This window comes from Mycobacterium sp. SMC-19 (genome assembly GCF_045310815.1).
Classification (GTDB): Bacteria; Actinomycetota; Actinomycetes; order Mycobacteriales; family Mycobacteriaceae; genus Mycobacterium.
Genome location: NZ_JBJIAM010000001.1, coordinates 496,162 through 507,992, shown reverse-complemented (window position 1 = coordinate 507,992; position 11,831 = coordinate 496,162). Strand labels below are relative to the sequence as shown.

Below are 11,831 nucleotides of genomic sequence, written 5' to 3'. Positions count from 1 at the left end.
GCGTCTGCTCGGCAGGTGAGTGTTAGACGCTGGTCGCGTGATGTTGTGGCGATACGTCAAGGCGCAGTTGCTCGTCCTGTTGTGCGGGGGCTTGGTCGGGCCCATTTTCCTGATCGTCTACTACGCCATCGGCGAGTACGAGCTGACGCGGTGGATGTACTACAGCGGTATCGCGATCACCGTGGTCGACGTACTGGTGGCCCTTGCGCTGGCGTATTTCGGGGCGAGATCGGCCAGCGATGCCGCCCTGCTGGAACGCGACGGGGTATTGGGGCTCGCGCAGATCAACGGCATCACCGAGACCGGTACACGGATCAACGACCAGCCGTTGGTCAAACTGCAGTTGCACATCACCGGGCCGGGCCTGACCCCGATGGATCGCGAAGACCGGGTCATCGCCAGCGTCAGCCGATTGGGGAACATCACCGCCCGCAAGCTAGTGGTCCAAGTCGACCCGGTCAGCGGCAAGCACCTGATCGACTGGGAACGAAGCGCGTTGGTCAACGGGCTGGTGCCTGCGCAGTTCACCGTTGCCGAAGACGGCCAGACCTACGATCTGAGCGGGCGATCCGGCCCGCTGATGGAGATCCTGCAGTTGCTCAAATCGCACGGCGTGGGTCTGAACCAGATGGTGGACGTACGGGCGAACCCCGCACTGCGCCAGCAGATCAGCGCGGTGGTGCGCCGCGCGGTCGCGCAGGAGTCGGCGGCAGGTGAGCCGGCAGCGGTACCGGCCGCCGAGCAGCCATCCGTCGGTGAGCGGTTGCAGGAGTTGTCGGCACTGCACGCGGCGGGAACGGTGACCGACGAAGAGTACGCACGCAAGCGTGCCCAGATCATCGCCGACCTCTGAGGCGCCGAATTAGAACACGTTCCATATGCAGCTGCTAGCCTCGTCGAGTGAGCGAGAGCCAGAACCACAATCTGCAGGGCAAGGTGGCCTTTGTCACCGGTGCGGCGCGCGGCCAGGGCCGTTCGCACGCGATCCGGCTGGCGGCCGCTGGTGCCGACATCATTGCCGCCGACATCTGCGCCCCGGCGTCGGACTGCATCACCTATCCGGCGGCCACGCCCGAGGAATTCGCCGAGATGGTCAGTGCGGTCGAGTCCCACGGCCGCAAGGTGCTGGCCCGATCGGTCGACGTCCGTGACGATGCGGCGCTGCGGCAGCTGGTCGACGACGGCGTCGAGCAGTTCGGTCGCCTCGACGTGGTGGTGGCCAACGCCGGCGTGCTGAGCTGGGGCCGGCTTTGGGAGCTCACCGACGAGCAGTGGAACACCGTCATCGACGTGAACCTGACCGGCACCTGGCGCACCATCCGGGCGGCGGTGCCGGCGATGATCGAGGCTGACAACGGCGGTTCGATCGTGATCGTCAGCTCGTCGGCCGGGCTGAAGGCCACCCCCGGCAACGGCCACTACGCGGCGAGCAAGCATGCCCTGGTGGGCCTGACCAACACGCTGGCTCTGGAGGTCGGTGCGCACCGGATTCGGGTCAACTCGATTCACCCCTACTCGGTGGACACCCCGATGATCGAGCCGCAGGTGATGGCGCAGATCTTCACCGAACGCCCCGACTACCTGCACGCCTTCCCCCCGATGCCGCTGCACCCGCAGTCGTTCATGACCCCTGACCAGGTCTCCGACGTGGTGGTTTGGTTGGCCGGTGATGGCTCTGGAATCCTGACGGGAGTCCAGATCCAGGTCGACAAGGGCGCGCTCAAGTACTGATCGCCCCTGGCCGGGAGAAACAGGGGGATCGTGGTGCCCGACAACGGGATCGTTATCGTCGGCGGCGGCTTGGCGGCCGTGCGCACGGCCGAGGAATTGCGGCGCGAAGAATACGCGGGGCCGATCACCATCGTCTCCGACGAGACTCGCCCGCCGTATGACCGGCCGCCGTTGACCAAAGAGGTGCTGCGCGGCGAGCGCGACGACACCACGCTGGAGCCGCCGGAGTTCTACACGTCCCACGACATCAGCCTGCGGTTGGCCTGCGGCGCGCGCAGCGTGGACACCGCGGCGCAATCGGTGACGCTGGCAGACGGCAGTGTGCTGGGCTACGACCAGCTCGTGATCGCCACCGGTCTGGTGCCGCGGCGTATCCCGAGCTTCGGCGACCTGGACGGCATTCGGGTGGTCCGGTCGTTCGAGGACAGCCTGGCGCTGCGCGAGGACGCGGCCGGCGCCAGCCGCGCCGTGGTGATCGGCGCCGGGTTCATCGGTTGTGAGGCGGCGGCCAGCCTGCGCAAGCTGGGCGTGGACGTCGTGCTGGTCGAGCCGCAGCCCACCCCGCTCGCGGCGGTGCTCGGTGAGCAGATCGGCGAACTGGTGGCGCGGCTGCACCGGACCAACGGCGTCGATGTCCGCAGCGGTGTCGGTGTCGCCGAGGTGCGCGGCACGGGCCGCGTCGAGACCGTGGTGCTCACCGACGGCACCGAGCTGGCCGCCGACGTGGTGGTGCTCGGAGTCGGTTCGCGGCCGGCGACCGAGTGGCTGGACGGTTGCGGCGTCGACGTCGACAACGGGGTGCTGTGCGACGCGACCGGGCGCACCAGTGCGCCGAACGTGTGGGCCGTCGGCGACGTGGCGTTCTGGCGGGGTCGCGACGGGCACCAGGTACGCGTCGAGCACTGGAGCAATGTCGTCACCCAGGTCCGCACGATGGTCCCGACCATGCTCGGCCGGGAGTCGCTGCATGACGTGGCGGTGCCGGCGTACTTCTGGAGCGACCAGTACGACGTGAAGATTCAGTGCCTGGGCGAGCCGGAGGCCACCGACACCGTTCACCTGGTCGAGGACGACGGCCACAAGTTCCTGGCCTACTACGAGCGCAACGGTGTGCTCGCCGGTGTGGTGGGAGCGGGCCGGCCCGGCAAGGTGATGGGTGCGCGCGCCAAGATCGCCGCGGGTGCCCCGATCTCCGAGGTGCTTACCTGACGCAGGTCACTGGGGATCGGATTGCCCCACAAGCACCACCATTACCGGTCAATCGTTGAGATTGCCTCCAGGGCTGTAGATTTCGTCGATCCACGACCCCGGGTGCAATTTCAAACGTGGTCTGGTGCTGTCGCGTGGAGAACGCTATTCTCCATCTAGAGATTGCGAGGTGCATGCGATGGCGCAGGGACAGGCGGCACTGCTCGACAGCGCCCTATTGGCGCGATGGCTCGACGCCCATGGTGCCCCCGATACTCCTGGTCAGGGCGAACAAGCAGTGTTGGAACCGCTCAGCGGCGGCTCGCAGAACACGCTGTACCGGGTGCGCCGGGGCGAGGCCACGATGGTGCTGCGGATGCCCGGCGCCCGGGCGGATTCCGCCCGCATCGATGGATTGCGGCGCGAGATCCGGCTGGTACGGGCGCTGTCGGGCACGGACGTCCCGCACGCGCAGTTGATCGCCGCCGACGACAGCGGCGAGCTGCTCGGCGCACCGTTCTACGTGATGGCCGAGGTGGACGGCTGGAACTCGACCGGCAACGCCTGGCCCGTGCCATTCGACGCCGATCTGAGTACTCGCCGTGGCCTGGCCTTCGAGCTGGTTGAGGGCGCCGCCCGACTTGGTCGGGTGGACTGGCGCGCGCAGGGACTCGACGGTTTCGGGCGCCCGGAGGGCTTCCATGAGCGCCAGGTGGACCGCTGGCTGGCCTTTCTGGACAGCTATCGGGTGCGGGACCTGCCGGGCCTGGACGAGGCCGCCGACTGGCTTCGCCGTAACCGGCCGGCGCACTACACGCCGGGAATCATGCACGGCGACTATCAGTTCGCCAATGTGATGTACGCCCACGGCGCGCCCGCGAAACTGGTCGCGATCATCGACTGGGAGATGACGACCATCGGCGATCCACTGCTGGACCTGGCCTGGGCTCTGCTCGGCTACGACGGCGAAAACCCACGCACCCAAGGGTATTACGCCGACCTTGCGGGTATGCCGACCCGATCGGAGTTGCTGGAACGCTACGAGCAGGTCAGCGGACTGTCCACCGAGAACATCGACTATTACCTGGTGCTGGCCAATTGGAAGTTGGGAATCGTGCTGGAGAAGACCTACGCCGCTTCGGTCACCGGTGACCGCGTCGATCCGAAGATCGCCGCTGCCATGGGGCCGATGATCCCGCAGTTGATCAGCGCCGCAGCCGAACTCGCCCGTTCTCTGCCGGGCAAGCGAGGCTGACATGGGTTACGCGGATTCGCTCTTCGACCTGACCGATCGGGTCGTGCTGGTCACCGGCGGCAGCCGCGGCCTGGGACGTGAGATGGCGCTGGCGGCCGCCCGCTGCGGCGCCGATGTGGTGATCGCCAGCCGCAAACTCGAGGCCTGCCAGGCAACCGCGGCCGAGATCGAGGCGGAGACCGGACGCTCTGCCCTGCCGCATGCGGTGCACGTCGGGCGCTGGGATCAGCTCGACGGCTTGGTCGACGCGGCCTACGAGCGGTTCGGCCGGGTCGACGTACTGGTCAACAACGCGGGTATGTCGCCGGTCTACGGTAAGCAGACCGACGTCACCGAGAAGATGTTCGACGCCGTGGTCAACCTCAACCTCAAAGGCCCATTTCGGTTGTCGGCGTTGATCGGTGAACGGATGGTGACCGCGGGCCGTGGCTCGATCATCAACGTCAGCACCCACGGATCGCTGCGCCCCCATCCGTCGTTCATCCCCTACGCCGCGTCCAAGGCCGGACTCAACGTCATGACCGAAGCGCTGGCCCAGGCATACGGCCCCACGGTGCGCGTCAACACCTTGATGCCCGGGCCGTTCCTCACCGATATCTCCAAGGCATGGAACTTCGGAGAAAACGACAACCCGTTCGGTGCCGCCGCATTGCAGCGCGCCGGCAATCCACCGGAGATCGTCGGCGCGGCACTCTTTTTGATGTCGGACGCCTCAAGCTTCACCACCGGATCGATCGTGCGGGCCGACGGCGGCAGTATCTGACCTACCGTGATAGGAGCGAAAAATGGCGTGGGACTTCTCCACTGAACCCGAGTTCGAGGCGAAGCTCGACTGGATCCGGGCGTTCGTACACGACGAGGTGGAGCCGCTGGAGGTGCTGTTTCCCGGCTGCGAATACCTACCGCTGACCGACGAACGTCGCCGGATCGTCGACCCGCTCAAGGACCGGGTACGCGAACAGGGCTTGTGGGCACCACATCTGGGGCCGGAGTTGGGCGGCCAGGGATTCGGGGCGGTCAGGCTGACCCTGATCAACGAGATCCTGGGCCGCTCCAGCTGGGCGCCGATCGTGTTCGGTACCCAGGCCCCCGACACCGGCAACGCCGAGATCCTGGCCCGGTTCGGCACGACAGAGCAGAAGGACAGCTATCTGACCGGGTTGCTGTCGGGGGAGATCTTCTCCTGCTTCTCCATGACCGAACCGCAGGGCGGCGCCGACCCGCGGGTGTTCACCACCAGGGCCGTCCGCGACGGTGACGACTGGGTGATCACCGGGCGCAAGTACTTCTCCTCCAATGCCTCGGTGGCGTCGTTCTTCATCGTGGTGGCAATCACGGACCCAGATGTGCCGGTGCACCGCGGTGCCTCGACGTTCTTGATCCCCGCTGGCACCCCGGGGCTGGTCGTCGAAGCCACCCATCACCTGGTGGGGTCGCATCCCCACGAAGCCGGGCACTCGCTGGTGCGCTACGACAATGTGCGGGTCCCGGCCGACGCGATCCTGGGCGAACCTGGTCAAGGCTTCCTGATCCTGCAGAGCCGGCTGGCCGGCGGACGGCTGCATCACGCCATGCGCTCGATCGGGGTGGCCCAACGTGCCATCGATATGATGGCCCGGCGCGCCAAAAGTCGCTTCACCCAGGGCAGTTCGTTGGCCGACAAGCAGCTGGTGCAGGCGTTCATCGCCGACTCCTACGCCGAGCTGCTCGGGTTCCGGCTCACGGTGCTGCACGCGGCTTGGCTGATCGACTCCGGAGACGAGAAGACGGCCCGTGCCGAGATCGGGGTCTGCAAGATCCTGGCGTCGCAGGTGCTCAAGTCCATCGGATTGCGCGCCATCCAGGTGCACGGTGCGATGGGTCTGACCGAACAGTTACCGCTGACCAGTGTGCTCCTTGGCGGGGTGGCCCTGGGCCTGGCCGACGGCCCCACCGAGGCGCACAAGGTGAACTTGGCCCGGTTGCTGCTCAAGGACTACGACGCCGAGGACCCGGAGTGGCCCAGCGAGTTCCTGGACAACCGCATCGAGGCCGCCCGCGCGAAGTACGGCGACCTGATTGACCGGATCCCGGCGGTGCCATGACCACACGTGTCGACGCCGCGGTGCACCGTGCGCTCGACGACCGCCAGCGCGAGGCCACCGCCGAGGTGGAGCGGATCCTGGCCGCAGCGGTAACGGTCTTGGAACGCACGGCGCCCGAGCCGCCCCGGGTATGCGACATCGTCGCCGAGGCGGGCTCGTCGAACAAGGCGTTCTACCGCTACTTCGCCGGCAAGGACGACGTGATCCTGGCGGTGATGGAGCGCGGCGTCGCACTCGTGGTGTCCTACCTGGAGCATCAACTGGCCAAGGAACCCACGCCGCAAGCCAAGGTCGCGAGCTGGATCCGGGGCGCGCTGGCGCAGCTCTCCGACCCGCACCTGCTGAGCCTGAGCCGCGCCGCAAGCACCCAGCTGGCGGTCAGTGCCGACCGGCCGCGCTCCGATGAGGACATCCTGGCCCCGCTGCGGGATCTGCTCACCGCCCCGATCAGTGCGCTCGGCGGCGACGACCCCCGCCGGGATGCCGATCTGGTCTTTGGCGCTACCTTGTCGACCATGCGTGGCTACCTCAATAGCGGCCGGCGGCCGAAGCGGGCCGATGTGGATCACCTGGTGTCGTTCTGCCTTCGCGGGCTGGGGGCCGCCTGATGCGCGCGATCGTCTGCGAGCAGTACGGTCCGCCCGAAGATCTGGTGCTCAAGGAGCTGCCCGACCCGACGCCCGCCCCCGGCACGCTGGTGGTCCGGGTGCGGGCCGCGGCGGTCAACTTCCCCGACGTGCTGCTGATCGACGGCAAGTATCAGCTGAAGATCCCGGCGCCGTTCACGCCCGGCAGCGAGCTGGCCGGTGACGTGATCGCAGTCGGTGACGGGGTGCCGTTCGCTGTCGGCGACCGGGTGGCCGGCGCCTCATTCGTGGGTGGCTTCGCCGAGCAGGCGCTGGTGCCCGCGGCAGCGGTGAGTGCCATTCCCGACGGCATCGACTACGCGGCCGCGGCCGGATTCGGCGTCACCTATCGCACGGCGTATCACGCACTGCGCTCGGTTGCCCAAGGGGCAGAAGGCGATTGGGTGGTGGTGCTGGGCGCGGCCGGCGGAGTCGGGCTGGCCGCCGTCGACCTGGCAGTGGCGATGGGTGCGAAGGTGCTTGCCGCGGCCTCCAGCCCGGAGAAGCTAGAGGTGTGTCGTCAGCGCGGTGCTGCCGCGACGGTCGACTACGACCGGGAGGACCTGAAGACGCGGATCCGCGAAATCACCGGCGACGGCGCGCAGGCCGTGCTCGACCCGGTCGGCGGTTCCTACGCCGAGCCGGCGTTGCGCAGCCTGGCCCGCGGCGGACGGTTCATCACCTTGGGCTACGCCGCCGGCTCGATTCCGGCGATTCCGCTGAATCTGGTGATGCTCAAGGGCATCACGGTGCAGGGCATGGAGATCCGGACGTTCGCCACCGACTTTCCGGCGGAGAACGAGCGTGACCTCGTCGAACTGAACCGGCTGTTCGCCGACGGCAAGGTCAGCCCTTACATCGGCGCCCGCTTCCCGCTCGCGCAGACCGCAACCGCGCTGCGCTACGTCGCCGACCGCAAAGCGATCGGCAAGGTCATCATCGACGTCTGACCCAGACCAAGGTGTTGAGCGTCGTCACACCATCGTTGGTGGTCGTCGCCGACAGCGTCAGCCGGTCGCCGTCCACGCGTGCCTGCCGCAGTTGCGGGCTCGCCAGCAGCTCCGGCAGCATCGAGACGCTGACTTCGTGATGCACGGTCGCGGTGTCCTCGTCGACGCGGAATCGGCCACCGTAGGCGATGTAGGCGGGCAGCACGGCGTCCGCGCTGCCGGTCAGCTGCGCGGACATATACCCGTCGGCGGTGTAGAGGATCAGACCGCGCGGCGCCGTACCCAACGGGTGTGACACCGCGCCGGTGTCGGCGTCGACCGAATGGAATGACGACAGCTCCCAGCCGCCCAGCAGCGCCTCGCGCAGAGTGCTCATCAGGGCATGATGACGGTTCGGGTCACCGGCTCGGCGGCGGCCTGGCGGCTACGTAGCCCGCGCTGCAGGGCACACAGCAGCGCATCGCGGGTCTCGCGGGGATCGATGAGCTCGTCGAAGCCGAGCTGCTGGGCGGAGTGATACGACGCCTGCAGTTCGGTCTCACGCAGCTTGGCGGACAGATCCTCCCCGGCGTGGGTGGCCGAGCTGAGCGCGGCCGCGCTCATCGCCCCCATCGTCGCCCCGGGATAGGCGAACGTCGCCACCTGAGCATCGAACCCCAGCAGCGACATCACCATGGAACCGAAGCCATAGGCCTTGCGCAGCGTCAGATGAAGCTTGAGCGTGCTGGCCGCGGTCTGTGCAGCGAACATCCGGGCACCGGCCCGCAACACCCCGGCACGCTCGGAGCGGCTGCCCGGCAGCATGCCGGGATTGTCGGCCAAGAACACGATCGGCAGGTGGAACGAATCGGCCACCATGATGAAGTGCGCCGCCTTGTCCGCGGCGTCGGTGTCGATCGAGCCGGCCAGCACCTGCGGCTGGTTGGCCACCACGGCCACCGGGTGGCCACCCAGATGGGCCAGCGCGCAGATGATCGCCCTACCGAACCGCGGCTGCACTTCGAACCAGTCGGGCCGGTCGAAGATGACGTCGAGCACCGACCGCATGTCGTAGACCCGACGGTTGTCCCGTGACACGATGTCGAGCAGCTCGGGAGTAGTCCGCGATTGCGCGGCTGGGTCCGACGGCAGCGCCGTGGGGTAGGACCATGCACTGGACGGGAAGTAGGACAGATACCGGCGGATGTCGTCGAGCACCGTCTCGTCGTCGGCGCCGAAGTTGTGCACCACACCGCTGTTCAGCGCGACCTCGGGACCGCCCAGGTCCTCCTTGGAGATGTCTTCGCCGGTGGACTCCTTGACCACCGGCGGGCCGGCGGTGAAGATCGCGCCGTGCGGGCTCATGATCCGGAAGTCGCAGACCGGGCCGACCAGCGCGCCATGCCCGGCCGAGGGACCCATTATCGCGGCGACGGTCGGTACCTTGCCCGAGCATTGCGCCTGGGCCAGCAGGTCGGTCGGGGTGCGCCCGTAATGCTCACCGGTGGGGCGGAATCCGGCGCCCTCCAACAGCATTACCAGCGGGATCTTGTCGCGCAGCGCCAGCTCGGCGATCCGGTAGCGCTTGGCGTTGCCGCCGGGGCCGATGCTGCCCGCCAGCGTGGTGAAATCCTCGGCGCCCACCATCACCGGGGAGCCGTTGATCAGCCCCGAGCCGACCACGATGCCGTCGGCGGCGATCTGCCCGCCCACCATGGTGCCCAGTTCGCGGAAGCTGCCCGGGTCCAGCAGGTGCCCGATCCGGGCGCGCGCGTCGAGCTTGCCCTTGCCGCGATGTTTGGCCACCCGCTCGGGGCCGCCCATGGCCCACGTGTGCTGGCGCCGTCGATCCAGATCCTCCAGTGTCTCCTGCCAGTCCGGGGCGTTCGTCATCTGCGGCGTCCTCTTTCGTTGACCATACTGAAATTCTTACTGTAACGTCTCGCGGCATGGCTGGAAGCGGCTGTCCGGAGAGACTTCGGCTATGAGTTCCCTTGCGCGGGAGCGTGCCCGGTGACCACGCAGACGTCGATACCCCGGCATCCGCACGACGTGACCAGCCAGTGGCTGTCGGCCGTGTTGAGCGCCCGGGGCGAGCCCGTCGAGGTGGCCGCGGTCGACGTCACCCCGGTCGGCACCGGCCAGACGGGGGCCACCTATCGGGTGGCGGCTCGCTATGCCGACAACCCGGCCGACCTGCCGGCCAGCTTCGTGATCAAGCTGCCGGCCGGCGACGACGCCGTCCGCGATCGCGTGGTCCTGGGCTATCGCAGCGAGTGCGCCTTCTACGGTGAGGTGGCCGACGGCGTCAAGATTCCGATACCGCAGTGCTTCCACTGCGAAATCACCAATGACGCAACCGAGTACGCCCTGCTGCTCTCCGATCGGGCGCCCGCGGTACAGGGCGATCAGATCGCGGGGTGCGGTGAGGGCCAGGCCCGGCTGGCGGTGACCGCCCTGGCCGGGCTGCACGCGCCCACCTGGTGCGACCAGCGCTGGCTGACCTTCCCCGGCCTGGCCATGACCCAGCTGGACGAGGCCGGCGCCAAGGGCATGGGTGACATCGCCCGGATGTGCGCCGAGACCACCGTTGAGCGCCTTGGCGCCCAGCTCGGCGACGCCGACTGCGCGACGTTGACCGCTGCGCTGGACCTGATCACCCCGTGGGTGTCGGCGCCGCTGGGCCGGTTCGCGTTGATCCACGGCGACTACCGGCTGGACAACATGCTGTTCAGTCCCGACGGCGACCACATCTGGGTGGTCGATTGGCAGACGCTGGGTGTTGGACTGCCGGCCCGCGACCTGGCGTTCTTCACCGGCACCAGCTTGGCGCCCGAGCTGCGCAAAGCAATCGAAGCCGACCTGGTCACCGCCTATCACAGCGCGCTGCTGGGCCACGGCGTCAGCGATTATGACTGGGAAACCTGTTGGCAGGACTACCGGTTCGGCGCGCTGCAGGTGCCGCTGATCTGCGCGCTCGGGTTGGTGTTCGCAACCGACACCGACCGCGGCGACGACATGTTCGTCACGATGCTGCGCCGCGGGTGCCAGGCCATCCGCGATCTGGGCACGCTGGAGCTGGTGGGCGAGCTGGCCGGCTGAGCCTTGATCGTCCGCGCCGAAGAAGGAGAGGTGGGGGTCTGATGGATGCTCACGCGCAGGGGCCGCGACCGCCAGAGGGGGACTGGCTGGGAACGCCGTACCTGACGTTTCGGCGTGAGGGTCCGATCGCGGTCTGCACCCTGGATCGCCCCGAGGCCCGCAATGCGATGACGCCGGCCATGTACTTCGGCCTGCGCTATGCGGTGGGCCGGGTCAATCAGGATCCGGAGCTGGCCGGGTTGTTGATCACCGGCACCGCAGACGTATTCGCCCCCGGCGGGGACATGGGCGGCGGAGGCGCAGATGACTGGCTCACGTTCGGGGCCGCGCTGGGCATGGACATCACCCCGTTCGACACCCTGCGCAGTTCGGTCAAGCCGGTGGTCTCCGCGGTCAACGGGCTGTGTCAGGGCGGCGGGCTACAGATCGCGCTCTGCAGTGACGTGGCCGTGGTCAGCGACCGGGCCACCTTCCGGGTGCCCGAGCTGTTCCGCGGCATCGCCGACACCTACTACAGCCAGATGCTGGCGCGAGTGATCGGGCCCGTGCGAACCCGCGACCTGATGTTCACCGGCCGCACCTTCGGCGCGCAGGAAGCCCTCGATTGGGGCATGGTGGCACGTGTGGTTCCGCACGAGGAACTGGCTGATGCCGCGCGCGACGTGCTGGCGCAGTGCTGCCGCACCGCGCCGGCCGCCCGTGCAGTGGTCAAGTCCAGCCTGGATTCCTACCTCGGCCTGTTCGACCGGATCGGGATGAACACCAGCCTCGGTGCGCCGGAGGCCGTCGAAGGGTTCCGCGCCTTCAAAGAGCGCAGGTCACCGGCGTGGGTGCATCCCGAGCTGAGGATCGACGGACGATTATAGATGAATTCCATGCTCTAAATTGAGAATGGGTGTGCACAAAAATTAGAAGC

General features: G+C 67.9%; 12 protein-coding genes. 10 read left to right on the top strand and 2 right to left on the bottom strand.

All coding sequences use genetic code 11. The annotated features are described in order from the left end of the window. The first annotated feature begins 40 nt into the window (after positions 1–40). The 8 genes from ACJH5R_RS02495 to ACJH5R_RS02460 all read left to right on the top strand — a co-directional run bounded on the left by ACJH5R_RS02495 (position 41) and on the right by ACJH5R_RS02460 (position 7,834). On the top strand, positions 41–853 hold the full coding sequence (locus ACJH5R_RS02495) for an SHOCT domain-containing protein (RefSeq protein ID WP_406756568.1): 813 nt from the start codon (positions 41–43) through the stop codon (positions 851–853). A 47-nt stretch (positions 854–900) separates the two neighbouring features. Beyond that, positions 901–1,731 (top strand): mycofactocin-coupled SDR family oxidoreductase, encoded by an 831-nt coding sequence (locus tag ACJH5R_RS02490; RefSeq protein ID WP_406756268.1) that lies wholly within the window; start codon positions 901–903, stop codon positions 1,729–1,731. A 30-nt stretch (positions 1,732–1,761) separates the two neighbouring features. After that, positions 1,762–2,940, top strand: a complete 1,179-nt coding sequence (locus ACJH5R_RS02485) for an NAD(P)/FAD-dependent oxidoreductase (RefSeq protein ID WP_406781238.1) — start codon at positions 1,762–1,764, stop codon at positions 2,938–2,940. A gap of 178 nt (positions 2,941–3,118) precedes the next feature. Beyond that, a complete protein-coding gene (locus tag ACJH5R_RS02480) occupies positions 3,119–4,174 on the top strand; it encodes a phosphotransferase family protein (RefSeq protein ID WP_406781237.1) in 1,056 nt (351 codons plus the stop codon). Position 4,175: 1 nt separating this feature from the next. After that, a complete protein-coding gene (locus tag ACJH5R_RS02475; protein ID WP_406781236.1) occupies positions 4,176–4,937 on the top strand; it encodes an SDR family NAD(P)-dependent oxidoreductase in 762 nt (253 codons plus the stop codon). 22 nt (positions 4,938–4,959) lie between these two features. Beyond that, positions 4,960–6,258 carry an acyl-CoA dehydrogenase family protein gene (locus ACJH5R_RS02470; protein WP_406781235.1) on the top strand — a complete coding sequence of 433 codons (1,299 nt, stop codon included), beginning with the start codon at positions 4,960–4,962 and terminating at the stop codon, positions 6,256–6,258. Then, positions 6,255–6,866 carry a TetR/AcrR family transcriptional regulator gene (locus ACJH5R_RS02465; RefSeq protein ID WP_406781234.1) on the top strand — a complete coding sequence of 204 codons (612 nt, stop codon included), beginning with the start codon at positions 6,255–6,257 and terminating at the stop codon, positions 6,864–6,866. Before ACJH5R_RS02470 ends, ACJH5R_RS02465 begins: the two co-directional genes overlap by 4 nt. Next, a complete protein-coding gene (locus ACJH5R_RS02460) occupies positions 6,866–7,834 on the top strand; it encodes an NADPH:quinone oxidoreductase family protein (protein ID WP_406781233.1) in 969 nt (322 codons plus the stop codon). The genes ACJH5R_RS02465 and ACJH5R_RS02460 overlap by 1 nt, the downstream gene beginning before the upstream one ends. Here ACJH5R_RS02460 and ACJH5R_RS02455 read toward each other — a convergent pair. Next, complete coding sequence (locus ACJH5R_RS02455) at positions 7,821–8,210, bottom strand: lipocalin-like domain-containing protein (RefSeq protein WP_406781232.1); 390 nt, start codon at positions 8,208–8,210, stop codon at positions 7,821–7,823. The two genes, ACJH5R_RS02460 and ACJH5R_RS02455, sit on opposite strands and share 14 nt — an antisense overlap. Continuing rightward, positions 8,210–9,706, bottom strand: a complete 1,497-nt coding sequence (locus ACJH5R_RS02450) for an acyl-CoA carboxylase subunit beta (protein ID WP_406756260.1) — start codon at positions 9,704–9,706, stop codon at positions 8,210–8,212. The genes ACJH5R_RS02455 and ACJH5R_RS02450 overlap by 1 nt, the downstream gene beginning before the upstream one ends. A gap of 120 nt (positions 9,707–9,826) precedes the next feature. Between ACJH5R_RS02450 and ACJH5R_RS02445 the strand changes: the two genes are divergently transcribed. Both ACJH5R_RS02445 and ACJH5R_RS02440 read left to right on the top strand, forming a co-directional pair. Further along, positions 9,827–10,915: a phosphotransferase family protein gene (locus ACJH5R_RS02445; RefSeq protein ID WP_406781231.1), complete on the top strand. Its 1,089-nt coding sequence runs from the start codon at positions 9,827–9,829 to the stop codon at positions 10,913–10,915. A 41-nt stretch (positions 10,916–10,956) separates the two neighbouring features. Beyond that, on the top strand, positions 10,957–11,781 hold the full coding sequence (locus ACJH5R_RS02440) for an enoyl-CoA hydratase/isomerase family protein (protein WP_406756258.1): 825 nt from the start codon (positions 10,957–10,959) through the stop codon (positions 11,779–11,781). Positions 11,782–11,831 lie beyond the last annotated feature (50 nt).

What these genes read in the sequence shown, in the direction of transcription:
- ACJH5R_RS02450 (WP_406756260.1), bottom strand. Translation starts at nt 9,706, where the DNA reads ATGACGAACGCCCCGGACTGGCAGGAGACACTGGAGGATCTGGATCGA.
- ACJH5R_RS02480 (WP_406781237.1), top strand. Translation starts at nt 3,119, where the DNA reads ATGGCGCAGGGACAGGCGGCACTGCTCGACAGCGCCCTATTGGCGCGA.
- ACJH5R_RS02475 (WP_406781236.1), top strand. Translation starts at nt 4,176, where the DNA reads ATGGGTTACGCGGATTCGCTCTTCGACCTGACCGATCGGGTCGTGCTG.
- ACJH5R_RS02460 (WP_406781233.1), top strand. Translation starts at nt 6,866, where the DNA reads ATGCGCGCGATCGTCTGCGAGCAGTACGGTCCGCCCGAAGATCTGGTG.
- ACJH5R_RS02455 (WP_406781232.1), bottom strand. Translation starts at nt 8,210, where the DNA reads ATGAGCACTCTGCGCGAGGCGCTGCTGGGCGGCTGGGAGCTGTCGTCA.
- ACJH5R_RS02470 (WP_406781235.1), top strand. Translation starts at nt 4,960, where the DNA reads ATGGCGTGGGACTTCTCCACTGAACCCGAGTTCGAGGCGAAGCTCGAC.
- ACJH5R_RS02495 (WP_406756568.1), top strand. Translation starts at nt 41, where the DNA reads ATGTTGTGGCGATACGTCAAGGCGCAGTTGCTCGTCCTGTTGTGCGGG.
- ACJH5R_RS02465 (WP_406781234.1), top strand. Translation starts at nt 6,255, where the DNA reads ATGACCACACGTGTCGACGCCGCGGTGCACCGTGCGCTCGACGACCGC.
- ACJH5R_RS02440 (WP_406756258.1), top strand. Translation starts at nt 10,957, where the DNA reads ATGGATGCTCACGCGCAGGGGCCGCGACCGCCAGAGGGGGACTGGCTG.